The sequence below is a fragment of the Methylobacterium mesophilicum genome (assembly GCF_036441335.1).
GTDB lineage: Bacteria > Pseudomonadota > Alphaproteobacteria > Rhizobiales > Beijerinckiaceae > Methylobacterium > Methylobacterium mesophilicum_B.
On sequence record NZ_MLBW01000015.1, the window covers coordinates 205,454 to 229,861 of the forward strand.

The window sequence follows — 24,408 nt, forward strand, 5'->3', positions numbered from 1 at the left end:
TGTGCCGGCCGTCAGGCGGCACGAGAGACGGGTCCGGCCCATCGGGCGGACCGGAATTGCATGTTGCTCAGACGAGGATATGTCATGCGTCAGTTCGATCTCGCTCCCCTGTACCGCTCCACCGTCGGCTTCGATCGCCTGTTCTCCGCCCTCGACCAGTTCGCGAGCGCCGAGGCGGCCCCGACCTACCCGCCCTACAACATCGAGCGGACCGGCGAGAACGCCTACCGCATCACCGTCGCGGTCGCCGGCTTCACCGAGTCCGACCTGTCGATCGAGGTGCGGGAGAACGCGCTCACGCTGAAGGGCGAGCGCAAGGCCGAGGGCAAGGCGGAGTTCCTGCACCAGGGCATCGCGGCCCGCGCCTTCGAGCGCCGGTTCCAGCTCGCCGACCACGTCCAGGTGACCGGCGCGGCGCTGGAGAACGGTCTCCTCCACATCGACCTCGTCCGCGAGGTCCCGGAGGCGAAGAAGCCCCGTCGCATCGAGATCGCCTCGGCGGTGCGCCCCGGCGCCCCGGTGATCGAGGGCGACGTCCGCAAGGACGCGGTCCAGCAGGCCGCCTGATCCCGCCCGGGGCGGAACCGTCAGGTTCCGATCGGGCCCCGATCAGGCTCTCGGAGCGCCCCGGCCCCGGCCGGGGCGCTTTCTCGTGGCGGCTGTCATAATGGCGTGTGGCCATCGTGCTCTCTGTCGGATTCGACGGTGCACGGACGCGCACCCGGAGTGAACCCGACCATGGTCGCCAATCTCGCCCGCGGAGCCTACAGCGCGCTCGGAGCCGGCTGGCACAAGGGCGTGCAATGGGGCGTCGGCGCGCCGATCGCCAAGCTGCGCCGCCGGTCGGCCCCGCGGCCGGGCGTCGAGGGCGCGGGTGGAATCGACGAGGTGCTTTCGGCCGAGCGGGCGATCCGCCTGCCCGAGCCGTTCGAGGGGCGCAGCCTCGGCCGCATCGGCAGCCTCGAGGTCCGGCTGGCGACGCGGAGATCGGAGATCCGGCAGGCCCAGCGGCTGCGCTACAAGGTCTTCTACGAGGAGATGTCGGCGGTGCCCTCCGGGCTCGCCGCCCTGTCCCGCCGCGACGTCGACGGCTACGACGCGGTCTGCGACCACCTGCTCGTCCTCGACCACGCGGCGCCGCGGCGGAAGAAGCCCTTCGTCGAGCCGCGCCCGAAGGTCGTCGGCACCTACCGGCTGCTGCGCGGCGCGGTGGCCGAGCAGCACACCGGCTTCTATTCCGAGAGCGAGTACGACCTCGCGCCGCTGCTCGCCGCGCAGGGGCACCGGCGGCTCCTGGAACTCGGCCGCTCCTGCGTGCTCAAGCCCTACCGGAGCAAGCGGACCGTCGAGCTGCTGTGGCAGGGGATCTACGCCTACGTCCTGCACCACCGGATCGACGCGCTGATCGGCTGCGCGAGCCTCGAGGGGACCGATCCGGACCGCCTGGCCCTGCCGCTCGCCTTCCTGCACCACCACGCCCGCGCGCCGGAGGGCTGGCGGGCCCGGGCGCTGCCGGAGCGGGCGGTGGCGATGGACCGGATGCCGCGCGAGGCGGTGGATACCAAGGCCGCGCTCCAGGCGCTGCCGCCCCTGATCAAGGGCTACCTGCGCCTCGGCGCCACCTTCGGCGACGGCGCGGTGATCGACCGCCAGTTCGGTACGACGGACGTGTTCGTCGCGCTGCCAGTCGAGGTGATCGGCGCGCGCTACCGGGGCCATTTCGCGCCGGCCGGGTGAGCGCGCGGGCCATCGGAGGCGAGAGCCCGCACCGTCCTCGCGAGCGAAGCGAAGCGATCCAGCGTCGCCGCGCTTCGCAGGGTCGCGCTGCCCAGGCTTGCTGCGCCCCGCCCGCGAGGACGGGGGCCGCGGGAGCCCCTCAGAGATCCCCCAGCGCCAGCTGACCCTGGTTGCGCGCCTTCGGCGGGGCCGTCTTGCGCTCCTTGGCCCGCGCGGAGGCGGGGCGGGCGGCGGCCGGCTTCTTGGGCTTCGGGTCGCCGCGCAACCGGGCCACCGCCTTGTCGCGGGCCACGGCCTCCGGGGCGCTCGGGTCGTCGGTCAGCCACTTGCCGCGCTTGATCACCTCGTTCACGCGGCCCTGGTTGACCCCGACCTTGAAGGCGATCTCCTGCTGGGTCATGCCGGTCGTGGCGTGCAGGTCCAGGATCGCCCGGGCGAGTTCCGGGGTCATCTTCTGGCCGGTCAGCCGCCGGGCGGGCTTCACCGTCCGGGTCGCGCGGTCGCGCTCGCGCAGGCGCTCCAGGAGCGCCAGCGCCATGTTCATGCCGTGCTCGCGCAGGGCTTCCTCGAATTCCTTCAACGTCGCCATCGGCGCCATCCTCCGCCGGGCTCTCGGGCCGGGTGCTGGCCGGGGAACGTGCCGGGAACGAAGCGGTTGCGCAAGCCGATCGGGCGGGCGCCCTCCGCCGGGCCGGTGGATGACACCGGCCGTCCACCGGAAATGCGCGGCCCTGGCCTCACCCCGGCGGCTCCGCTAGAGGGGGCGGAACCGTGACGGCAGCCAACGCGCAGACGATGATCAGCCCGATCCGCAGAGTCGCCCCCGGCGAGGCGCCCGGCTCCCTGGCGCGGGAGCTCGAAGCCGGAGCGGTGCTGCTGTTCCCGGACCTGCCCTTCCCGTTCAGCGACTTCGAGCGCCGGTTCACCGAGCGGCCCTTCGCGGACGGCAAGGCCAAGAACGTCAACATCCGCGGCGAGGCCGCGGAACTGCGCGGCGCGGCCGGCACGCCGGAGGAGCAGGAGGCCCTGCGCCAGCTCCTGATCCGCTACCGCGCCTTCGCCCGCGACCTGATCGGCACCCATCTGCCCGAATACCTCGACCGGGTGAGCCTCGCCGGCACCTCCTACCGGCCGTTCGACGTCGACCGGCGCAAGCTGAGCTGGCGGCGCGACGACACGCGCCTGCACGTCGACGCCTTCCCGTCGAACCCGATCGGCGAGAGGCGGATCCTGCGGGTGTTCCGCAACATCAACCCCGCGGGCGAGGCGCGCCGCTGGCGGGTCGGCGAGGATTTCGGGTCGATGGCGGAGAGGTTCCTGCCGCGGCTGCCGGGCTACGCGCCGCTCTCGGCGCGCCTGCTCGCGGCGCTGCGCATCACCAAGGCGAAGCGCTCGGAATACGACCACCTGATGCTGCACCTGCACGACGCTCTCAAGCAGGACGAGGCCTATCAGGCGTCGGCGCCCCAGGCCGACGTGGAGTTCCGCCCGAGCGAGACCTGGGTGACCTTCTCGGACCTCGTCATGCACGGGGCCATGGGCGGCCGCTACATGCTTGAGCAGACCGCCTACCTGCCGGTCTCCGCCCAGGCCGACCCCGCCTTGAGCCCGCAGCGCATCCTCGCGGCCAAGCTCGGCCGCCCTCTCCGCCCCTGAGACAGGAACCGCACCGATGATCCTCGAAATCGCGCAGATCGAGATCAAGCCCGGCCTGGAGGCCGAGTTCGAGAAGGGCATCGCCGAGGCCTCGGCGATCTTCAAGCAGGCCAAGGGCTGCCGGCACTTCGAGGTCCGGCGCTCGATCGAGCACCCGCAGCGCTACCGGCTGCTGATCCACTGGGACACGCTGGAGGCCCACACCAAGGACTTCACCGGCTCGCAGCCCTGGCAGGATTACCGCGCGCTGGTCTCCCACTGCTTCGCCGGCCCGGTGGCGGTCGAGCACGCCGAGCAGGTGCTGAAGGCGTTCTGAGCCGCGGCGCGGGGCCGGGCAGGGCCTCCAGCGATCCGGAGCGTTGCGGGCCCGACCGCCGGTGCTAGGCTCCGGCGCGACGGGACCCGGGGCGAATCATCGGGATTGCGGGTGGGGAACAGGCTGATGGCGCGGCTCGGACGGCTCGCGGGTGCCCTGGCGCTCCTCGGAGGGATCGCCAGCGGTCCGGCCCTCGCCCAGTCGCCGCTCGCCCAGACCCAGCTCGCCCAGACCCAGCTCGCCCAGTCGCCGCTCGCGCAGTCGCCTCCTGCGGCCCGCACCGCGCCCCGGCCGGCGACGGCCGGCGCCGGCTGGCCGCCCTCGGCGCCGCGGAGGCCGAGCAGGAATCCTGGCGCCCGGCGCTCGACGCCTACGCGGCGAGCCTCGCTCTGGCCGATGCCGCCCCGGTCCGGGAGACCTACGAGACCCTGCGGGCTCAGCACGGCTTCCGCATCCTCGACTACAAGGTCGATTCCGACGCGGCCGCCCCGCGGGCCTGCTTCACCTTCTCGGAGGCGATCCGGCCCAAGACCGACTACGCGCCCTTCGTCGCCGTCTCGGGCAGCAGCGCGGCCGCCGTGACCGGGGAGGGCTCCCAGGTCTGCGTCGACGGGCTCAAGCACGGCGGCCGCTACGCCATCGTGGTCCGCCCGGGCCTGCCCTCCGCGGTCGGCGAGAGCCTGCTCAAGGCCGCCGATTACGAGATCTACGTCCGCGACCGCGCCCCGCAGGTGCGCTTCACCGGGCGCAACTACGTCCTGCCCCGGACCGGCCAGGCGGGCGTGCCCCTGGTCTCGGTGAACGCGCCCAAGCTCGACGTCGAGGTGCTGCGCATCGGCGACCGCGGCCTGCTGCCGACCCTGCGGTCCGAGGACTTCCTGGGCCAGCTCAGCGGGTCCACCGCCCGGACGATCGCGTCCGATAAGGGCCAGCGCGTCTGGAAGGGCACCCTCGACACCGCCAAGGCCGAGATCAACCAGGAGGCGGTCACAGCCTTCCCGGTCCTCCAGGCCGTGGGCAAGCTGGAGCCCGGCCTCTACGTGATGCTGGCCCGCCCGTCGGGCGTGGCCGCCTCCGACGAGGAATACGACACCCAAGCGACCCAGTGGTTCGTGGTCTCCGACCTGGGGCTCACCGCCACCAAGGGCCGGGACGGGGTCACGGTGGTCCTGCGCTCGCTCGCCTCCGCGCAGGTGATGCCGGGCGCCGAGATCCGGCTCATCGCCCGCAACAACGAGGTGCTGGGCACCCGGACCACGGATGCGCAGGGCCACGCCGCCTTCGATCCCGGGCTCGCCCGCGGGGAGGGTGGCCTGGCGCCGAGCCTCGTGGTCGCCCAGGCGGGCGGCGATTACGGCTTCCTCGACCTCAATCTCGGCGCCTTCGACCTCACCGACCGCGGCGTGAAGGGGCGGCCCGAGACCGGCGGCCTCGACGCCTACCTGTTCCCGGAGCGCGGGGTCTACCGCACGGGCGAGACCGTCCAGCTCACCGCCCTTCTGCGCGACCCCCGCGGCACCGCCGTGCCGGACCTGCCGCTGACCCTGGTGGTCAGACGGCCGGACGGCGTCGAGTACCGGCGCGTCTCGGTGCCCGACCAGGGGCTCGGCGGCCGCGCCCTGCCGCTGCCGCTCCTGTCCGGGGCGATGCACGGCACGTGGCGGGTCTCCGCCTATACGGACCCGAAGGCGCCCGCGATCGGCGAGACCAGCTTCCTCGTGGAGGATTACGTCCCCGAGCGCCTGGAGGTGACCCTCAAGGCCCGGCAAGCGGCCCTGAACCGGGGCGAGGCCGCGCAGGTCGACGTCGCCGCCCGCTACCTCTACGGCGCCCCGGGCGCCGATCTCGACGTGTCGGGCAGCGTCACCGTGCAGGCGGCGGCCACCAGCGGCATCAAGGGGCTGGAGACCTATTCCATCGGTCTCGACGACGAGGCGGTCGAGCCGGCGACCCAGGAGCTGCAGGACCACGCCACCACGAGCGCGCAGGGCGCCGCCACCGTCTCGGTGCCGGTGCCGCAGGTCGCGGCGCCGCGGGCGCTGGAGGCGAAGATCACGCTGGCGGTCGGCGAGCCCGGCGGCCGGGCGCTGTCGCGCAGCCTGACCCTGCCGATCCTCCCGGCCAACCCGGTGCTGGCCCTGCGCAAGGGCTTCACCGACCTCAAGGAGGGCGGGATCGCGGGCTTCGACGCGGTGTTCGCGCGCCCCGACGGGGCGCTCCTGGCCCGGCCGGGCGTGACCTGGACCCTGTCGCGGATCGATTCCTCCTACCAGTGGTACCGGGCGGACGGGCGCTGGTCGTTCGAGGCGGTCAAGTCCGCCCGGCGCGTCGCCAGCGGCACCGTCGACCTCACGGCCGCCGGCCCGAGCCGGATCGAGGCGCCGGTCGGCCTCGGCCGCTACCGGCTGGAGGTCTCGACCGCGGGCGCCCCGGAGGCGAGCGCGAGCCTCGGCTTCGAGGTGGGCTGGGGCGGCTCCGAGACCGCCGAGGCGCCCGACCTGCTCGACTTGACCCTCGACAGGGCCGCCTACGCGGCCGGCGACACGCTGCGGGCCAAGCTCAGCCCGAAGTTCAAGGGGCAGGCCAGCCTGATGGTCGTCAGCGACCGCGTGCACCAGACCCTGGAGGTCAGCGTGCCGGAGGGCGGCACCACGGTCAGCATCCCGGTGAAGGCCGAGTGGGGCGCCGGTGCCTACCTGGTGGCCACAGCCTACCGGCCCCTCGACCAGGCGGCCAAGCGCCTGCCGGGCCGGGCGCTGGGTCTGGCGTGGTTCTCGGTCGACCGGGAGCGGCGCAGCCTCGGGGTCGCCCTGAAGGCGCCGGAGCGGGCGCGCCCGCGCCAGGACCTGACCCTGCCGGTCCAGCTCACCGGTCTGAAGGTCGGCGAGCCGGCGCGGATCACCGTGGCCCTGGTCGATGTCGGCATCCTCAACCTGACCCGCTACGCGGCGCCGGACCCGACCCAGTACTTCCTCGGCCAGCGGGCGCTCGGGCCGGAGGTCCGCGACCTCTACGGCTACCTGATCGACGGCATGCAGGGCTCGGCCGGGGCGATCCGCTCCGGCGGCGACGCGGGCGGCGGCGAGCTGGCCGATTCGCCGCCGACCCAGGCGCCGCTGGCGCTCTATTCGGGGGTCGTGACCGTGGGGCCGGACGGCGCGGCCAGCGTCACCTTCCCGATCCCGGCCTTCAACGGCACCGGCCGCGTCATGGTCACCGCCTGGAGCGGCGACCGGGTCGGGCAGGCGCAGGCCGACGTGATCATCCGCGACCCGGTCGTGCTCAGCGCCACGCTGCCGCGCTTCCTCGACACCGGCGACCGCTCGCGCCTGTTCGTCGCCCTCGACAATGTCGAGGGGCGTGCGGGCGAGTACACGGTCGATCTGAACCCGACCGGCCCGGTCGTGGTCGGCGCCAGCGCGCTGCGCCAGACGCTGCGGCTGGAGGCCGGCGCCAAGGGCCAGTTCGCGATTCCCCTCACCGCCGCCGGACCCGGCACGGCCCGCCTCGACCTCGCCCTGTCGGGGCCCGGCCTCCCGGCCGCCCTGAACCAGAGTTTCTCGCTCGGTATCGCGCCGGGGACCGGCGCCCTGCTGCGCCGCTCGGTGCGCAGCCTCGCCCCCGGGGCGAACCTGACGCTGACCTCGGACCTCCTCGCCGACCTGCAGCCCGGCACCGGCAGCGTCTCGCTCTCGGCCACGGCCCTGCCGGGGGTCGACGTGGCGGCCCTGCTCCGGGCGCTCGACCGCTACCCCTACGGCTGCTCCGAGCAGGTGGTGAGCCGGGCGATGCCGCTGCTCTACGTCAACAAGCTCGCGGCCCTGGAGAAGCTCGCCCTCGACGCGGGCGCGGACGAAAGGGTGCGCGAATCGATCGAGCGCCTGCTCGCCCGCCAGGATTCGAGCGGCGATTTCGGCCTCTGGTCGGCGCAGGGGTCGAGCGACCTCTGGCTCGACGCCTACGTGACCGACTTCCTGACCCGCGCCCGCGAGCGCGGCTTCGGGGTGCCGCAGAAGGCCTTCGCCCAGGCCCTCGACTACCTGCGCAACGCCGTGGCCAACGCCACCGAGGTGCGGGGCGGCGGCGCCGACCTCGCCTACGCGGCCTACGTGCTCGCCCGGAACGGCCGGCCGGTGATGGGCGACCTGCGCTACCTCGCCGACACCAAGATCAGCGACTTCTCCTCCGCCCTCGGGCGCGCGCAGCTCGCCGCCGCCCTGGCGCTGCTGGGTGACCGCGGCCGGGCCGCCAAGGCGATGGACTCGGCGCTCGCCGCGCTGCGCGCCGAGCGCGACAAGGGTGTCTACCGCGCCGATTACGGCTCCCGGCTGCGCGACGGGGCCGGGCTGATCACGCTCGCCGCCGAGAGCGGGCTGGCGCAGGGGGCGCTGGGCCCCGCGGCTTCCGTGCTCGGCGAGGAGCAGCAGGCCGACCGGCCGACGAGCACGCAGGAGAATGCCTGGATGGTGCTCGCCGCCGAGAGCCTGTCGAACGAGGCGGGCGCCCTCTCGTTCACCCTGGACGGCGCCCCGCAGACCGGGATGCTGGCCCGGGTCTACCGGGAGGCGGCCCTGGCCGACCGGGGCGTTCAGCTCACCAATACCGGCCGCAGCCCGGTGCAGGTGGCCGTGACCGTCAACGGCAGTCCCCTGGTGCCGGAGCCGGCGGCGCAGCAGGGCTACACGATCGAGCGCAGCTTCCGCCGGCTGGACGGCAGCACCGTCGACCCGGCGAGCGGCCTGCGCCAGAACGACCGGCTCGTGGTGGTGCTCAAGGTCACCGAGGCCAAGGCGGAGGCCGCGCGGCTGCTGCTGGTCGATCCGCTGCCGGCGGGGCTGGAGATCGACAACCCGAAGCTCCTCGACGCCGACGCGCTCCAGGGGCTCGCCTTCGCCAAGTCCGACGTCCAGCCTGTCCACACCGAGTTCCGGGACGACCGCTTCGTCGCGGCCTACGATCGCGACCCGAGCCAGTCGGCCTTCTTCACGGTGGCCTACACGGTGCGGGCGGTCTCGCCCGGGACCTACGTCCATCCGGGCGCGACGGTGGAGGACATGTACCGGCCGGCGCGGTTCGGCCGGACCGCCTCGGGCAGCGTGACGGTCGGGGCAGCGAAGTAGGCGCGGCCAAGTCGAGTCGGGGTCGCAAGCCGCCGCGCCGGGTCGCTGCGTTGCGGCGGGCACATGGTGCGGTGCGGAACCCCCGCGAGCGCCCACCCATTCCCATGGGTCCCGTTCGGAACCCGTGGAGCGATGCCCGATGCCGGACCTCGACGCGCTCGCCGGCTCCGCAGCCCGCGCGCTGGCCTACCTGCCGTGGTGGGCCGAGAGCCTGATCCTCATCGTCGCCTGCTGCGCCGTGGTGATGCCCCTGCACGGGGTCGTCTACCGGGCGATGAAGCGGGCTGTCTCGGGCAAGAGCCTGTTCTGGCGCTCGCTGGTGTCGCGCACCCGCGGGCCGAGCCGCCTCGGCCTGATCGTGGTGGCGATCAGCCTCGCCTCGACCACCGTGCACCTGTCCTGGGAGGTGCGGATCGCCCTCAACCAGATCCTGCTGGTCGCCTTCGTGACGCTGACCGGCTGGTGCTGCGCCACCGCGCTCCACATCGCCACGGTGATCTACCTGCGGCGGTTCAAGCTCGACGCCGAGGACAACCTCCTGGCGCGCAAGCACTTCACGCAGATGCGCATCCTGGAGCGGGCCGGCGTGACGCTGGTGGCCCTCGTCACCCTCTCGGTGGCGCTGATGACCTTCGAGCCGGTGCGACAGTACGGCGTCAGCCTGCTGGCCTCGGCGGGCGCGGCGGGCCTCGTCCTCGGGCTGGCCATGCAGCCGGTCCTGTCGAACCTCGTGGCCGGCATCCAGATCGCCATCACGCAGCCGATCCGGATCGAGGACGCGATCATCGTCGAGAACGAGTGGGGCTGGGTCGAGGAGATCACCGCGACCTACGTGGTGGTCCGCCTCTGGGACTGGCGCCGGCTGGTCCTGCCGCTGACCTACTTCATCCAGAAGCCGTTCCAGAACTGGACCCGCGACGGCGCCTCGCTGATCGGCAGCGTCTTCCTCTACGTCGACCATCGGGCGCCGGTGGCGGCGATGCGCGAGAAGCTCGCCGAGATCGCCAGGGCCACGCCCCTGTGGGACGGCAAGGTGGTGAACCTCCAGGTCTCGGACGCGAAGGAATCGACGATCGAGATCCGGATGCTGGTGAGCGCCCGCAACGCGCCCCAGGCCTGGGACCTGCGCTGCGTGGTCCGCGAGGCGATGATCACGTGGCTCCAGGCCGAGCACCCGGAGGCTCTGCCGCGGCACCGGACGGAGTGGGTCGGCGCCGAGGAGGCGCCGCTGCGCAGAGCTGACGCGCGACGTTTTGCTGCGTGAGCCACCCCGTCATCGCGAGCGCAGCGAAGCGACCCGGGGCGGCGGCGACAGCGGTGAACGGGGCGCTGCTCTGGATCGCTGCGCTCCGCTCGCAAGGACGGGTGTCAGTCGTCGGCGCCCGCGTAGAAGCTCTCCACGCCGATGCCCTCCTCCTGCATCAGCCGGGCGCGGGCGCGCAGCTTCTCGGTCTCACTCTTGAGCTGACCGCAGGCGGCCAGGATGTCCCGGCCCCGGGGCGTGCGCACCGGCGAGGCGTAGCCGGCGTTGAACACGATCTCGGAGAAGCGCTCGATCCGGTCCCAGTCGGAGCATTCGTAGCGGCTGCCCGGCCAGGGGTTGAACGGGATCAGGTTGATCTTGGCCGGGATGCCCTTGAGCAGGCGGACCAGCTCGCGGGCATCCGCATCCGAATCGTTGACGCCCTTGAGCATCACGTACTCGAAGGTGATCCGGCGGGCGTTGCTCAGGCCCGGATAGGCGCGGCAGGCGGCGAGCAACTCGGCGATCGGGTACTTGCGGTTGAGCGGCACCAGCTCGGCGCGCAGGTCGTCGCGCACGGCGTGGAGCGAGATCGCCAGCATGGCGTTGGCCTGCTCGCCGAGCCGGGGGATCTGCGGCACGACCCCCGAGGTCGAGACCGTGATCCGGCGGCGGGACAGGCCGAGCCCCTCCTGATCCGACATCACCCCGACCGCGTCGACCACGGCGTCGAGATTGTAGAGGGGCTCGCCCATGCCCATGAACACGATGTTGGTCACGAGCCGGCCGACCTCGCCGGAGCCGCCGGCGTCGCGGCTCGGCATCTGGCCGGGCCAGTCGCCGAGCTCGTCCCGGGCGGTGACGAGCTGCTGGACGATCTCGGCCGCCGACAGGTTGCGCACGAGGCGCTGCGTGCCGGTGTGGCAGAACGAGCAGGTCAGCGTGCAGCCGACCTGGGAGGACACGCAGAGCGTGCCGCGGTCCGGGCCGGGAATGTAGACGCACTCGATCTCGGCGCCGCGGTTGTGCTCCTGCCGGTTGGTCGGCGCCATGCGCAGCAACCACTTGCGGGTGCCGTCGCGGGAGACCTGCCGGCTCGCCACCTCGGGCCGCTCCAGGGTGAAGTGCTCGGCGAGCTGCGCCTTCAGCGCCTTGCCGACATTGGTCATCTCGGCGAAATCGGACGCCCCGCGGAAATTCACCCAGTGCCAGACCTGGCCGGCGCGCATCCGGCTCTCGCGCTCGGGCACGCCCATGCCGACGAGCTGCGCCTTGAGGGCGTCGCGGGTCAGGCCGACCAGCGACGGCCGGCGGCCGGGCAGCGCCTCGGGGAGGAGATCCGGCGCCTTCTCGATCGCGGCATCGGCCGCGCGGGCGCTGTCGAGCGACGGCGTCGCCATGGCGTTCAAACGATCCATACGTTGGAAAGGGTCTGATATAGGCGATCCCCGCGGCGAATGCGAATGCGCGCCGCCCAGAGCGGCCCTGACGGAGAGCCATGGCGACCGATACCCGCGCCGGGCAGGCGATCTACAATCCGCGGACGCTGCGGCTCTACGACCTCGTCGTGCTGCGCCTGTCGAACCCGCTGATCTGGCGCTGCCCCACGGCGCGGATCCTCGATCTCTACGACCGGCACGCGGGCCGCGCCCATCTCGACGTCGGGGTCGGGACCGGCTGGTACCTCGACCGCTGCCGGTTCCCGTCCGCCACACCGCGCATCGGCCTGATGGACCTCAACGCCGACAGCCTCGCCTTCGCGGCCGACCGGATCGCGCGCTACCGGCCCGAGACCTACCGGGTCGACGTCCTCGGCGCCCCGGTCACCGGCCTCGCGCCGTTCGACTCGATCGGGATGACCTACCTGCTGCACTGCCTGCCGGGCGACATCGCCGCGAAGGCCAAGGCCTTCGACACTTTGCGGCCGTGCCTCGCCGACGGCGGCGCGGTGTTCGGCGCCACGATCCTGTCGGGGGGCGTCCCGGCCACGGGGGCGGCGCGGGCGCTGATGCGGGTCTACAACCGCAAGGGGGTGTTCTCGAACGCCGCCGACACCTTGCCGGACCTGCGCGCGGCGCTCGACCGGCGGTTCCGGTCGGTGGAGATCACGGTCGTCGGCTGCGTGGCGCTGTTCGTGGCGCGGGAGCCGCGCTGACGGGCCATCGCCGTGGGGCTTCACCGTCTTTGCGAGCGCAGCGAAGCAACCCAGGGCAGCGCAAGGTCGGCGAGCGTGGCGCAACTGGATTGCTTCGCTGCGCTCGCAAAGACGGGCACGAAAAAGGGCGCCCGCAGGCGCCCTCATCCAACGTGCCAAGTCGTAAAAGAATCAGGCGGCGGCCGTCTTCACCGGCACGCCCTTCTCGGACAGGAAGGTCTGCAGCTCACCCGACTGGAACATCTCGCGGGTGATGTCGCAGCCGCCGACGAACTCGCCCTTCACGTAGATCTGCGGGATGGTCGGCCAGTTCGAGAAGGCCTTGATGCCCTCGCGGATCTCCTGGTCGGCCAGGACGTTCACGCCCTTGAACGGCACGCCGAGGTAGTTGAGGATCTGTACCACCTGCCCCGAGAAACCGCATTGCGGCATCTGCGGCGTGCCCTTCATGAACACCACCACGTCCTGGGAGGCGATCTCGTTCTGGATGGTCGTGTTGACGTCGGTCATCGGGTACCTCGGGTTTATTCGGTTGGCTTCATATCGACGGTCCCGGCCAGCTTCTCAAGGAGGCCGGCAACGGGCAGCGTGCCCGTGGTCAGATCCTCGTAGCTGAACGGGCACTCCTGCGGCAGGTCCCGCGGCACGCGGATCGCGTGTTGCGATAGGCTGGCAGCGGCATCGGACACGCCGCGCCGCCAAGCCGCGTTCAAGTCGATCAACCGACGCATCGATGGCTTCGCCTCATGGGAGACCCGGAGCAGAAACGCGTCGATCTCGATCCGCCAGTGATTGCGGCTGGGCGCGTTCGGGTCGGACAGAAGTTTCACCAAGTGCTCGAAAACCAGCTCCATCTTGCGGACCACGCCGCTGACTTGCGAGCGGCCCACGTAGAGGAGCTCCTGAACGATGTTCTGCCAGTCGATCTGCTGTGAGAGAGGGTCGGACCGCTCGGCGAGCTGTGCGAGCAGGGCGACCTGTTGATGGCACCACGCCACGGTGTCGCTGTCGATCAGTTCAGGCTGCTCACGTCGCAGCTCTGCGTCGGCGTGGATATCGAGCGCGTTCCTTATCGCATCGGAAGCCGGAGCACGCTCGGCAAGCAGACGGTCGAGCCAAGCGTCGATCCCGCCTTCCGCATCCCAAGCATAAGTGCCGAGCGCATCGGGGATCGCGTCACGATCGATCGCTCCGTCCGCCTCAACGATCTTGGGCATGGCCTCGAACAGGCGCTCGTGGAGGCCGATCGAGAAATCGTCGGGCGCGACCAAAGGACGAACGCCCGCGAAGAGGGATGAATCGTGCAGCAAGGCGCCGAGAAGTCCGCGTTCCCGGGCGAAGGTTTCCCCCCAGGTCGCCGGCCGTACGCGTTCGATGACGACAGACGGTTTGAGACTCATCGCGACGCCTGAGGGTCTTCTCCTCAATCCTGCGGGACGCCCGTGGTCAGCGCAAGGGCGTGGAGCACGCCGCCCATCCGGCCCTGGAGGGCGCCGTAGACCATCTGGTGCTGCGCCACGCGGGTCTTGCCCTTGAAGGCCGCCGACAGGACGGTGGCGGCGTAGTGGTCGCCGTCGCCCGCGAGGTCGCGGATCTCCACCTGCGCGTCCGGCAGGGCCTCGCGGATCATGCGCTCGATCTCGCCCGCATCCATCGGCATCGGGAAACTCCTCGTCAGAACGGGGCTCAGGCGGCCGGCGCGGCCGGCTGGCTCGCCATGTAGTCGGGCAGCCAGCCCTCGTGCGCCGCGGTGAGGTCGGCGAGCGATATGGTCTCGCCGCCCGGCAGGGTCAAACGGTCGGAGCCGGTGACGCCGACCGACGCGGCCGCCACGCCCTGGGAAGCGGCGGCCGCGAGGAGGTCGGTGGCCGCCTCCGGCCGCACCGCCAGCAGGTAGCGGCCCTGATCCTCGCCGAACAGGTAGGCGTGGGGCGGCAGGTCCACCGGCACGTCGGAGAGCGCCGCGCCGATCCGGCCCGCCATCGCCATCTCGGCGAGCGCGACGGCGAGGCCGCCATCCGCGAGGTCGTGGACCGTGTCGACGGTGCCCGCCTGGATCAGGCCGCGGACGAAGTCGCCGTTGCGGCGCTCCAGCGCGAGGTCGACGGGCGGCGGCGCGCCCTCCTCGCGGCCCTCGATCACCGACAGGTAGCTCGACTGGCCGAGCCAGCCCTCGCTCGCCCCGATCAGCACCAGCACGTCGCCTTCCCGCTTGAGGGCGATCGTCGCGTGGCGCGCCACGTCGTCCAGCACGCCGACGCCGCCGATGGTCGGGGTCGGCAGGATGCCGACGCCGTTGGTCTCGTTGTAGAGCGAGACGTTGCCCGACACGACCGGGAAGTCCAGCGCCCGGCAGGCCTCGCCGATGCCCTGGAGGCAGCCGACGAGCTGGCCCATCACCTCGGGCTTCTCCGGGTTGCCGAAGTTCAGATTGTCGGTGATGGCCAGCGGCTTGGCCCCCACCGCCGTGATGTTGCGCCACGCCTCGGCCACGGCCTGCCGGCCGCCCTCGACCGGGTCGGCCTCGCAGTAGCGCGGGGTCACGTCGCAGGTCAGCGCGAGGCCCTTCGGCCCGTCCTCGACCCGGACGATCGCGGCGTCGCCGCCGGGCTTCTGGACGGTGTTCCCTAAGATGAAGTGGTCGTACTGCTCGAACACCCAGCGCTTCGAGGCGAGGTCGGGGGAGCCGACGAGGCGCTTCAGCGCGTCGGTGAGCGAGGCCGGCGCCGGGACGTCGGCGGCCGCGACCACGGGCTGGTGCGTGTTGGCGAGGTGCGGCCGGTCGTAGAGCGGGGCCTCGTCGCCGAGCTCCTTGATCGGCAGGTCGGCCACGGTCTCGCCGTGCCACTTGATGACGAAGCGCAGCGTGTCGGTGGTCCGGCCGATCACCGCGAAGTCGAGGCCCCACTTCACGAAGATCGCCTGGGCCTCGGCCTCCATGCCGGGCTTGAGCACCATGAGCATGCGCTCCTGGCTCTCCGAGAGCATCATCTCGTAGGGGGTCATGCCCTCTTCGCGGGCCGGGACCTTGTCGATGTCGAGCTCGACGCCGAGGTCGCCCTTGGCGCCCATCTCGACCGCCGAGCAGGTGAGGCCGGCCGCGCCCATGTCCTGGATGGCGATGACCGCGCCGGAGGCCATCAGCTCCAGGCAGGCCTCCAGCAGCAGCTTCTCTGCGAAGGGGTCGCCGACCTGCACGGTCGGGCGCTTCGACTCGGATTCCTCGTCGAACTCGGCCGACGCCATGGTGGCGCCGTGGATGCCGTCGCGGCCGGTCTTGGAGCCGAGATAGACGATCGGGTTCCCGACGCCGGCGGCGGCCGCGTAGAAGATGCCGTCGGTGCGGGCGAGGCCCACCGCCATGGCGTTGACCAGGATGTTGCCGTCGTAGCGCTTGTGGAAGCCGGTCAGGCCGCCGACCGTCGGCACGCCGAAGGAGTTGCCGTAGCCGCCGACGCCCGCGACCACGCCCGAGACGAGGCTGCGGGTGCGCGGGTGGTCGGGGGAGCCGAAGCGCAGGGCGTTGAGCGCCGCGATCGGCCGCGCGCCCATGGTGAAGACGTCGCGCAGGATGCCGCCCACGCCGGTCGCCGCGCCCTGGTAGGGCTCGATGTAGCTCGGGTGGTTGTGGCTCTCCATCTTGAAGACGCAGGCGTGGCCGTCGCCGATGTCGATGACGCCGGCGTTCTCGCCCGGGCCCTGGATAACCCACGGCGCCGAGGTCGGCAGGCCGCGCAGGTGCTTGCGGGAGGATTTGTAGGAACAGTGCTCGTTCCACATCGCCGAGACGATGCCGAGCTCGGTCAGCGTCGGGTCGCGCCCGATCAGGCCGCGGAAGCGCTCGTACTCGTCCGGCGTCAGGCCGTGCTGGGCCACGAGCTCGGGGGTGATCGGAACGTCGTTGCGGAACATGGGCGGTCTCGACGAGGGCGGTCCGGGAGCCCCGGCGGGGCCCTCGACCCGATGCGCGCCCCGGACCGGGCCGCGCGCGGCGACGGTGACGGATTAGTGCGTTCCGCCACCGCGTTGCAATACGCCGGCAATGCTGGCCGTGTATGGGTGCCGGTCACGCCGCCGGCGGATGGGCCAGAAAATCGGCGATCGCGGCCACGAACTTGTCGCCGTAGGCCTCGCGCTTGCGCTCGCCGACGCCGTGCACGGTGCGGAGCGCCCAGAGGTCCACGGGCTTCTGGCGGGCCATCTCGATGAGGGTCCGGTCCGGGAAGACCATGAAGGCCGCGATGCCCTCGGCCCGGGCCAGCGTGGCGCGCAGGCCGCGCAGGTGCTGGAACAGAGCCTCGTCGGCCTCCGAGAGGGCGATCTCCCCGTCCTCGCGGGCCGCGGCCCGGCGGCGCTCGCGGGACTCGGCCTTCGGCTCCGGATCGGGGCGGAGCTGGACCGGCTCCCGGCCGAACAGGATCGCCTCGCCCTTCTCGGTCATGGACAGGCCGCCGTAACCGTCGGCGTTCTCGGCGATCGCCCCGGCCGCGAAGAGCTGGCGCAGGATCGCCCGCCACGCCGCCACCGGCTTGTCGGCCCCGACCCCGAAAGTCTTGAGGCCCGCGTGGCCGTTGCGGCGGATCTGCTCGCTCTCCTTCCCGTGGACCACGTCGCAGATGTAGGCCGCGCCGAAGCGCTGGCCCGTGCGCACGATCGCCGACAGGATCTTCTGGGCCGGGACCGTCCCGTCCACGAGGGTGACGCCGCCGCGGCACAGGTCGCAGCGGCCGCAAGCACCGCTCGACTCGCCGAAATAGGCGAGCAGCGACTGGCGGCGGCAGGTGGCGCCCTCGCACAGGGTGATCATCGCCTCGAGCTTGCGCCGCTCGACCCGGCGGCGCTCGTCCGAGATCTCCTTCTCGTCGATCTGGCGGCGGCGGAGCGCCATGTCGTCGAGGCCGTAGAGGGTCAGCGTGTCGGCCGGCAGCCCGTCGCGGCCGGCGCGGCCGATCTCCTGATAGTAGCCCTCGACGTTGTTGGGCATGTCGGCGTGGCAGACGAAGCGGACGTCCGGCTTGTTGATGCCCATGCCGAACGCGACGGTGGCGGTCATCACCACCCCGTCCTCCTGCAGGAACCGGTCCTGGTTCGCCATCCGCGTCGCCTGGTCGAGGCCGGCATGGTAGGGCAGGGCGTCGAAGCCGTCCTTCCGGAGGGTCTCGGCAAGCTGCTCGGTGCGCTTGCGCGACGAGCAGTAGATGATCCCGCTCTCCGCCCTTCGGTGCTTCAGGAACCGCTCGATCTGCCGGGCCGGGTTGTCCTTGGGCTGGAAGGTCAGCCGGATGTTCGGCCGGTCGAAGGAGTGGACGAAGATCTTCGGGGGCCGGTCCTGCGGGAACAGGCGCTCGGCGATCTCGGCGCGGGTCGCGGCGTCGGCGGTGGCGGTGAGCGCCAGGGTCTGGACGTTGCCCAGCGCCGTCCGGGCGCGGGCGATCTCACGGTACTCCGGCCGGAAATCGTGGCCCCACTGCGAGACGCAGTGGGCCTCGTCGACGGCGAGCCGCCGGACGCCGGCGCCGCGCAGGGCGTCCATGCAGCCGTCCATCAGCAGACGCTCGGGAGAGACGAACAGCAGCCGCAGGTCGCCCGAGCGCAGGCTGCGCCAGGTCTCGCGGGACTCGGTATCCGACACCGTCGAGTTCAGCGTCGCTGCGTGGATGCCGACGCTGCGCATCTGCTGGACCTGATCGTGCATCAGCGCGATCAGCGGCGAGACCACCACGGTCAGCCCCGGGTCGACCAGAGCGGGGAGCTGGTAGGTCATCGACTTGCCCGAACCCGTGGGCATCACGGCGAACACGTCGGTCCCGTCGAGCACCGCGCCGATCACCTCGTCCTGGCCGGGGCGGAAATCCTCGTAGCCGAACGTCTTCTTCAGCGCGGCACGGGCCTCGTCGAGGCGGGTCATCGGGATCCTTTGGGACGGTCGAGCCGTCTTGCGGCGGCCAACTTGCGGCAACGGTGTGTAGACACTAGCCTCCTGTGTCTACACGGGGGCCGCCATGCCGCTCAACATCCGCAGCGAAGAGGTGAATCGGCTCGCCGAGAAGCTGGCATCGCGGGCCGGCGTGAGCAAGACCGAGGCGGTGCGACTCGCGCTCGCGAACGAGCTGGCGCGGCGAGACGCGGAGCGCGAGACCTTCCTAGAGCGGGTCACGCAGATCCAGGAAAGGCTCGCGTCCTACCCGTCAACGGGGCTCAAGGCCGACAAGGCGTTCTACGACAGCCTGAACGACGAGTGATGTTCGTCGACGCGTCCGCCATCGTGGTGATCGTCGCCGGCGAGCCAGGACATCGTGCGCTGTTGGATCGGTTGCGCGACAGTCCGGTGCGGCTCACGAGCGGTGTGGCGGTCTATGAGGCGGTGCTCGCCATTGCCCGGCTCAAGGCCGTCCCACCCGAAGTCGCCGGAGAGATCGTGGACGATTTTCTGAACGCCACTGGCGTCAGGCGGGTCCCCATCGCAGACGCGGAGGCGCGGCTCGCCGTCGCGGCCCATGCCCGCTACGGCAAGGGCCGCCACCCGGCGCGGCTGAACCTCGGCGATTGCTTTGCCTATGCCTGCGCGCGGGCGCACGGCGTGCCGCTGCTCTCCGTCGGCGACGATTTCTCGCAGACCGACATCCGCTCGGTCCTCGGCTGAGCCTCAGCCGCCGTGGAACTCGGCCACGTGCTGGGCGACGATCGCGTCGAAGGATGCGTCCGCCCGGAAGCCCAGGGCCAGGGCGGCCTCCGGCTCGAACGCTTCCGGCCAGGAGCCGACGATCCGCGCGATGGTGGCGTCGGGTTCGCGCCGGATCAGCGCCACGGCCTTGTCGCCCGCCGCGCGCCGCAGGGCCTCGATCTCCTCCGTCACCGTCGCCGAGACGCCCGGCATGGTCAGGCTGATCCGGGGGCCGATCGCCGCGAGGTCGAGCCCGGCCGCGTGGGTGAGGAAGCCCACCGCCGCCGCGGGGCTGGCGAACCAGTGCCGGACCGTGTCGGGCACCGGCAGGATCGCCTCCTGGCCGGCGAGCGGCTCGCGGATGATCCCCGAGAAGAAGCCCGAGGCCGCCTTGTTGGGCTTGCCCGGCCGCACGCAGATCGTCGGCAGCCGCAGGCCGATCCCGTCGAGGAAGCCGCGGCGGGCGTAGTCGGCGAGCATCAGCTCGCCCATGGCCTTCTGGACCCCGTACGAGGAGGCCGGGCGCAGGATGTGGTCGTCCGGGATGACCTTGGGGAAGGGCGGCCCGAACACCGCCAGCGAGGAGGTGAAGACCAGCTTCGGCCGGTAGCCATCCGCCGCGCTGGCCGCCCGGATCGCGTCGAGGAGCAGGCGCGTGCCGTCGAGATTGACCCGGTAGCCCAGCTCGAGGTTGGCCTCGGCCTCGCCCGAGACCACGGCGGCGAGGTGGAAGATCACCCCCGGCCGCTCGGCGATGGCGGCCTCGGCGGCGCCGGGCGCCGTGAGGTCGGCGGCCTCGGCCCGCACCGGGCCGGAGAAGCCCTCGGGCGCCGACGGCGGCACCACGTCGAGCAGCGTGAGGGCGGTGAGCGGCTGCCCGCCGACCCGGCCGTCCCTCACCAGGGCGTCCACGAGGCGGCGGCCGATCATGCCGGCGGCGCCGAGAATCAGGGCGTGCATGGAAAACCTCCCGTCGGGTTGTGCGGTTTCAGAGCATCCCCCCGGGACCGGGGCGATGCTCTCAGTCGTTGGTGCCGCATCATCCTGTTCTGAATGCCGGACGCCACCTCTCGGGGCGATGCTCAGGCCATCATGTCGAGGGCGCGGCCGAAGAAGTCGGCGCCGCCGAAATTGCCGGATTTGAGGGCGAGCAGCATCGGCTCGGGCCGGCCCGCCGTGCGCAGGACCGGCACGCCCGCGGCGATCTCCGGCCCGAGCAGGAAGGCCGTGAGGCCCAGCCGGTCGACCACCGCGCCGGAGGTCTCGCCGCCGGCGACCACGAGACGGCGCACCCCGCGGGCGACGAGGCCCTCGGCGATCGCCGCCAGAGCCGCCTCGATGGCATGGCCNGCCGAAGTGGCGATCAGCACCGGGCCGGAGGGCAGGCGCGCCTCCGCGAAGGCCAGGGCCTCGGCGACCACGTCCTCGCCCGCCAGCAGCCGCGCCGGGTCGAGGCGCAGCACCGGCATGATCGCCTCCGCGGCGGCGACCTGCTGGAGGGTCGCCTGCGAGCAGCTGCCGGCGAGGCAGGCCGAGGCGCCGCCCACCGGCTCGCACACAGCCGCGCCGGCGGCGTCCCTGGTGCCGCGCCCGTCGGCCGCGAGCGCCCGCGCGAGGCCGAGGCCGAGACCGGAGGCCCCCACCGAGAATTTGCGGTCGAGGATCGCCCGGCCGAGCACCTCGAGGTCGCTGTCGAAGATCGCGTCCGCGATGGCGGCGCCCTTGCCCTCCTGCGCGAGGGCGTCGAGGCGGGCAGCCACGGCCTCCGCGCCCCGGGCGACCGTGGCGGTGTCGATCAGGCCGACCGGACTCCGGCTCTGGCGCCCGAGCACGCGCACGAGGTTGGCGTCGCGCATCGGGTTGAGCGGGTGGTCCTTGAGCGGGCTCTCGTTCAGCGGCACCGAACCGACGAACAGGTTGCCCTGGTAGACGCTCCGCCCCGTCTCCGGGAACGCCGGGGTGACCAGCGCGATGGTCTCGCCCGCGTCGGCCCGCAGGGCGTCCATGACCGGGCCGATATTGCCCGCATCGGTCGAGTCGAAGGTCGAGCAGACCTTGAACATCACGTGGGCCGCGCCTCGGGCCCGCAGCCACGCCTCAGCCTCGCGGGAGCGCGCCACGGCCTGATCCGCGGGAATCGAGCGGCTCTTGAGGGCCACCACCACCGCGTCGGCCTCCGGCAGGGTCCGGCCCGCCTCAGGCACGCCGATGGTCTGGATCGTGCGCAGGCCCGCCTTGGTCAGGGTGTTGGCGAGGTCCGAGGCGCCCGTGTAGTCGTCGGCGACGCATCCCAGGGCGAGGCTCATCGGGCGTTTCCTCTATAGGCGGCGAGCCAGCCGAGGCCCGCGACGGTGTCGGCGGCCGGGATGTACTCGCAGCCGACGAAGCCGGCGTAGCCGAGCCGATCCAGCTCGTCGAACAGGAAGGCATCGTTCATCTCGCCGGTGCCGGGCTCGTGCCGCTCGGGCACGCTCGCGGTCTGGACATGGCCGATGATCGGCATCAGGGCCCGCAGCCGCACGGTCACGTCGCCGTGCAGGATCTGGCAGTGGTAGAGATCGAACTGGAGCTTCAGGTTCGGCAGGGCGAGGTCGCGGATCAGGTCGGCGGCCCGGCCGAAATCGTTGAGGAAGTAGCCCGGCATGTTGCGGCCGTTGATCGGCTCCAGGACGAGGTCGAGGCCGGCCGGCGCCAGCCGCTCCGCCGTCCAGGTCACCGCCCGGCGGTAGGCTTCGATTGCCTTCGGATCGTCCCAGGGGGCGAGGCCCGCCATGAGGTGGAGCCGGCCGACGCCGGTCGCCTCGGCGTAGCGGAGCGCCGTGTCGACCCCCGCCTTCAATTCATCGAACCGCTCAGGAAACGCGGCCAAGCCACGCTCACCCTTTGAAAAATCTCCCGGCGGCAGGTTGAACAGCGCCTGGGTCAGGCCGTTCACCCGAAGACGCGCGCCGATGGCTTCCGGTGGATGCTCGTAGGGGAACAGGAACTCGACGGCGTCGAACCCGGCTCGGGCCGCGGCCTCGAATCGGTCGAGGAACGGCACCTCGTTGAACATCAGGCTCAGGTTGGCGGCGAAGCGCGGCATGGTTCCGTCCCCTCACGCTTTCTCGGGCAGCTTCGCGCCCGACACCTGGGCATAGAGCCGCGCCACCGAGGCATCGTCGTCCCGGCCCATGCCGGCGCCCGACGCCATCAGGAACATCTGCAGCGCCGCCGCCGCCACCGGGACCGGGTACTTCTCGGCCCGGGCCATGTCCTGCACGATGCCGAGATCCTTGACGAAGATGTCGACCGCGCTCTTCGGGCTGTAATCGGCGTCGAGGATGTGCGGCACCCGGTTCTCGAACATCCACGAATTGCCGGCCGACTTGGTGATCACCTCGTAGACGCGCCGGAGGTCGAGCCCCTGCTTGGCCGCGAAGGCCATCGCCTCGGCGGCGGCGGCGATGTGGACGCCCGCGAGCAACTGGTTGATCATCTTGAAGGCCGCGCCCTGGCCGGCCGCGTCGCCGAGCTCGTAGAGCGTGCCCGCCATGGCATCGAGGGCGGGCCGCGCCTTCGCGAAGGCCGCCGCCGAGCCCGAGGCCAGGAAGGTCAGGCCGCCCTCGGCCGCGCGGGCGGCGCCGCCNATGGTGGCGGAGGAGCCGAACACCGCGCCCTCCGGCATCGCGGCGGCGGCACCGGTCTCGCCGAACAGGACCGCCTCGGTCTGGGCGGCGTTGACGACGACGCTCACCACCACGTCGGCGTCCCGCGCCGCATCGGCGGGGTTCGCGGCGGCCCGGCCGCCGGCGGTGGCGAAGCGCGCCACCGCCTCCGGGTTCACGTCGCAGGCGGCGACGGAAAAGCCTGCCCGCAGGAGCGAGCCGGCCATGCCCGAGCCCATGGAGCCCAGGCCGATCACCGCGGCGCGGGGTGTTGCGTTGGTCATCGGGGGCTCCTGCGGGACTGGATGGGCGCCTCGGCATCACCGCGTGAGGCGCGGGGCCCCTCTCCCGTACGGGAGAGGGGGCAGGTTGCGGTCGGACCGAAGGTCAGCGGTTGACCATCCGAGCCGGTGTCACGAACACGCAGACCGCGCCGACCACCAGCATCGCGGCCAGCGCGTAGAGGCCCGTGGCGGTGCTGCCGGTGGCGTCGCGCAGCGCGCCGATCACGTAGGGGCTGGCGAAGCCCGCGAGGTTCCCCACCGAGTTGATCAGCGCGATCCCGGCGGCCGCCCCCGCGCCGCTCAGGAACGCCGTCGGCAGCGACCAGAACAGGGGCGAGCAGGTCAGCACGCCGGCCGCCGCCACCGAGAGCGCCGCGACGGCGAGCGTCGTCGACCCGGCATTGGCCGAGACCACGAAGCCGGCGGCGCCGATCAGCGCCGGGATGATCAGGTGCCAGCGGCGCTCGCGCATCCGGTCGGCGGAGAGGCCGAGCAGGACCATCACGATCGCCGCGCAGACGAACGGGATCGCGCTGATCAGGCCGATGTTGAAGTTGCCCTGCACGCCCGACGCCTTGACGATCGTCGGCATCCAGAAGGTCAGGCCGTACTGGCCGGTGACGAAGGCGAAGTAGATCAGGCTCATGAACCACACGCGCCCGTTGCGGAACACGGTGGCGATGGAGTGCGGGCTCGATTCCTTGCCCTGGTTGTCGGCCGCGATGTCGCGCTCAAGGAGCTGCTTCTCGGCGTCGGTGAGCCACTTGGCCTCGGCGGGGCGGTTGTCGAGGTAGAGGAACACCGCGAGGCCGATCAGCACCGCCGGGACCGCCTCGATCAGGAACATCCACTGCCAGCCGGACAGGCCGTGGGCGCCGTTGAACGCGTCCATGATCCAGCCGGAGAGCGGGTTGCCGAAGATGCCGGAGATCGGGATCGCCGCCATGAAGACCGCGATCACCCGGGCCCGGCGGTGGGCCGGGAACCACGAGGTCGTGTAGAGGATGACGCCCGGGTAGAACCCGGCCTCGGCGAGGCCGAGCAGGAAGCGCATCCCGTAGAAGCTCCACTCGGAGTTCACGAACAGGAACGCCCCGGAGATCACCCCCCAGGTGATCATGATCCGGGCGATCCAGACCCGGGCGCCGACCCGGTGCAGGATCACGTTCGAGGGCACCTCGAACAGGAAGTAGCCGAGGAAGAAGATGCCGGCGCCGAGGCCGTAGACCGTCTCGGAGAACTTCAGCTCCTGGGACATCTGGAGCTTGGCGAAGCCGACATTCACCCGGTCGAGATACGCCACCACGTAGCAGAGCATCAGGAACGGCACGAGGCGCCAGAACACCTTCGCGTAGGTGCGGTCGGCGAAGGATTTCTGGTCCGCGGCTGCGGAGGCGCCCCCCAGCGGGGCAGCTTGGACCGGCATGGCGTACTCCCTGGTCCGGGCCTCACGGCCGCCGGACATTGGTCTTCACCGCTCGTCGGGCGGCGCTGGGGCGGTGCCATATCGCCTTTTGGCAGCGCTGCCAATCCGGTTGTGTGAGATAATGCAGGTCGCTATGTCAGTCGTGGATCGCCGCGGACGG

Annotated in this window: 21 protein-coding genes; 9 read left to right on the forward strand and 12 right to left on the reverse strand. The window is 71.9% G+C overall.

Going from position 1 to position 24,408, the window contains the following annotated elements:
- Positions 1-84: 84 nt before the first annotated feature.
- The gene (locus MMR14E_RS10560; RefSeq protein ID WP_331314082.1) at positions 85-567 is read left to right on the forward strand and encodes an Hsp20 family protein; all 483 of its coding nucleotides are present in this window, start codon (positions 85-87) and stop codon (positions 565-567) included.
- A gap of 171 nt (positions 568-738) precedes the next feature.
- The gene (locus MMR14E_RS10565; protein ID WP_331314412.1) at positions 739-1,737 is read left to right on the forward strand and encodes a GNAT family N-acetyltransferase; all 999 of its coding nucleotides are present in this window, start codon (positions 739-741) and stop codon (positions 1,735-1,737) included.
- A 139-nt stretch (positions 1,738-1,876) separates the two neighbouring features.
- Here MMR14E_RS10565 and MMR14E_RS10570 read toward each other — a convergent pair whose 3' ends face one another.
- Positions 1,877-2,326 (reverse strand): RNA polymerase subunit sigma-70, encoded by a 450-nt coding sequence (locus MMR14E_RS10570; RefSeq protein ID WP_331314083.1) that lies wholly within the window; start codon positions 2,324-2,326, stop codon positions 1,877-1,879.
- A 206-nt stretch (positions 2,327-2,532) separates the two neighbouring features.
- On the opposite strand from MMR14E_RS10570, the gene MMR14E_RS10575 reads away from it, so the two are divergent.
- The 4 genes from MMR14E_RS10575 (at position 2,533) to MMR14E_RS10590 (ending at position 10,093) form a co-directional block, all read left to right on the forward strand.
- The gene (locus MMR14E_RS10575) at positions 2,533-3,393 is read left to right on the forward strand and encodes a Kdo hydroxylase family protein (protein ID WP_331314413.1); all 861 of its coding nucleotides are present in this window, start codon (positions 2,533-2,535) and stop codon (positions 3,391-3,393) included.
- A gap of 16 nt (positions 3,394-3,409) precedes the next feature.
- Complete coding sequence (locus MMR14E_RS10580) at positions 3,410-3,709, forward strand: antibiotic biosynthesis monooxygenase family protein (protein ID WP_042673072.1); 300 nt, start codon at positions 3,410-3,412, stop codon at positions 3,707-3,709.
- 578 nt (positions 3,710-4,287) lie between these two features.
- Positions 4,288-8,829: an alpha-2-macroglobulin gene (locus MMR14E_RS10585; RefSeq protein ID WP_331314087.1), complete on the forward strand. Its 4,542-nt coding sequence runs from the start codon at positions 4,288-4,290 to the stop codon at positions 8,827-8,829.
- A 139-nt stretch (positions 8,830-8,968) separates the two neighbouring features.
- Positions 8,969-10,093 (forward strand): mechanosensitive ion channel family protein, encoded by a 1,125-nt coding sequence (locus MMR14E_RS10590; RefSeq protein WP_331314089.1) that lies wholly within the window; start codon positions 8,969-8,971, stop codon positions 10,091-10,093.
- A 104-nt stretch (positions 10,094-10,197) separates the two neighbouring features.
- Here MMR14E_RS10590 and rlmN read toward each other — a convergent pair whose 3' ends face one another.
- Positions 10,198-11,472 (reverse strand): 23S rRNA (adenine(2503)-C(2))-methyltransferase RlmN, encoded by a 1,275-nt coding sequence (gene rlmN / locus MMR14E_RS10595; RefSeq protein WP_331314090.1) that lies wholly within the window; start codon positions 11,470-11,472, stop codon positions 10,198-10,200.
- 98 nt (positions 11,473-11,570) lie between these two features.
- Between rlmN and MMR14E_RS10600 the strand changes: the two genes are divergently transcribed.
- A complete protein-coding gene (locus MMR14E_RS10600) occupies positions 11,571-12,227 on the forward strand; it encodes a class I SAM-dependent methyltransferase (protein ID WP_331314091.1) in 657 nt (218 codons plus the stop codon).
- A 171-nt stretch (positions 12,228-12,398) separates the two neighbouring features.
- Here MMR14E_RS10600 and grxD read toward each other — a convergent pair whose 3' ends face one another.
- The 5 genes from grxD to recQ form a co-directional block, all read right to left on the reverse strand.
- On the reverse strand, positions 12,399-12,737 hold the full coding sequence (gene grxD, locus MMR14E_RS10605) for a Grx4 family monothiol glutaredoxin (RefSeq protein WP_012318124.1): 339 nt from the start codon (positions 12,735-12,737) through the stop codon (positions 12,399-12,401).
- A 14-nt stretch (positions 12,738-12,751) separates the two neighbouring features.
- Complete coding sequence (locus MMR14E_RS10610; RefSeq protein ID WP_331314092.1) at positions 12,752-13,627, reverse strand: DUF29 family protein; 876 nt, start codon at positions 13,625-13,627, stop codon at positions 12,752-12,754.
- Between the two features lie 23 nt (positions 13,628-13,650).
- On the reverse strand, positions 13,651-13,887 hold the full coding sequence (locus MMR14E_RS10615; protein WP_007568343.1) for a BolA family protein: 237 nt from the start codon (positions 13,885-13,887) through the stop codon (positions 13,651-13,653).
- 26 nt (positions 13,888-13,913) lie between these two features.
- Positions 13,914-16,139: a phosphoribosylformylglycinamidine synthase subunit PurL gene (gene purL, locus MMR14E_RS10620; RefSeq protein WP_331314094.1), complete on the reverse strand. Its 2,226-nt coding sequence runs from the start codon at positions 16,137-16,139 to the stop codon at positions 13,914-13,916.
- Positions 16,140-16,293: 154 nt separating this feature from the next.
- Entirely contained in the window at positions 16,294-18,135 is a 1,842-nt protein-coding gene (recQ, locus tag MMR14E_RS10625; RefSeq protein WP_331314096.1) for a DNA helicase RecQ, read from the reverse strand.
- A 94-nt stretch (positions 18,136-18,229) separates the two neighbouring features.
- On the opposite strand from recQ, the gene MMR14E_RS10630 reads away from it, so the two are divergent.
- Positions 18,230-18,469, forward strand: coding sequence for a type II toxin-antitoxin system VapB family antitoxin (locus MMR14E_RS10630; protein ID WP_331314097.1), 240 nt, complete (start codon positions 18,230-18,232; stop codon positions 18,467-18,469).
- Positions 18,469-18,870, forward strand: coding sequence for a type II toxin-antitoxin system VapC family toxin (locus tag MMR14E_RS10635; protein ID WP_331314099.1), 402 nt, complete (start codon positions 18,469-18,471; stop codon positions 18,868-18,870). Before MMR14E_RS10630 ends, MMR14E_RS10635 begins: the two co-directional genes overlap by 1 nt.
- A gap of 3 nt (positions 18,871-18,873) precedes the next feature.
- Here MMR14E_RS10635 and denD read toward each other — a convergent pair whose 3' ends face one another.
- From denD to MMR14E_RS10660, 5 genes are all read right to left on the reverse strand, one after another.
- Positions 18,874-19,851, reverse strand: coding sequence for a D-erythronate dehydrogenase (gene denD / locus MMR14E_RS10640; RefSeq protein ID WP_331314102.1), 978 nt, complete (start codon positions 19,849-19,851; stop codon positions 18,874-18,876).
- A 122-nt stretch (positions 19,852-19,973) separates the two neighbouring features.
- Positions 19,974-21,197, reverse strand: coding sequence for a 3-oxo-tetronate kinase (gene otnK, locus MMR14E_RS10645; protein WP_331314104.1), 1,224 nt, complete (start codon positions 21,195-21,197; stop codon positions 19,974-19,976).
- Positions 21,194-21,976: a 2-oxo-tetronate isomerase gene (gene otnI, locus MMR14E_RS10650; RefSeq protein ID WP_331314106.1), complete on the reverse strand. Its 783-nt coding sequence runs from the start codon at positions 21,974-21,976 to the stop codon at positions 21,194-21,196. Before otnI ends, otnK begins: the two co-directional genes overlap by 4 nt.
- Before the next feature lie 12 nt (positions 21,977-21,988).
- Positions 21,989-22,822, reverse strand: coding sequence for an NAD-binding protein (locus MMR14E_RS10655; RefSeq protein WP_331314107.1), 834 nt, complete (start codon positions 22,820-22,822; stop codon positions 21,989-21,991).
- A gap of 103 nt (positions 22,823-22,925) precedes the next feature.
- Positions 22,926-24,248, reverse strand: coding sequence for an MFS transporter (locus MMR14E_RS10660; RefSeq protein ID WP_331314108.1), 1,323 nt, complete (start codon positions 24,246-24,248; stop codon positions 22,926-22,928).
- Positions 24,249-24,408 lie beyond the last annotated feature (160 nt).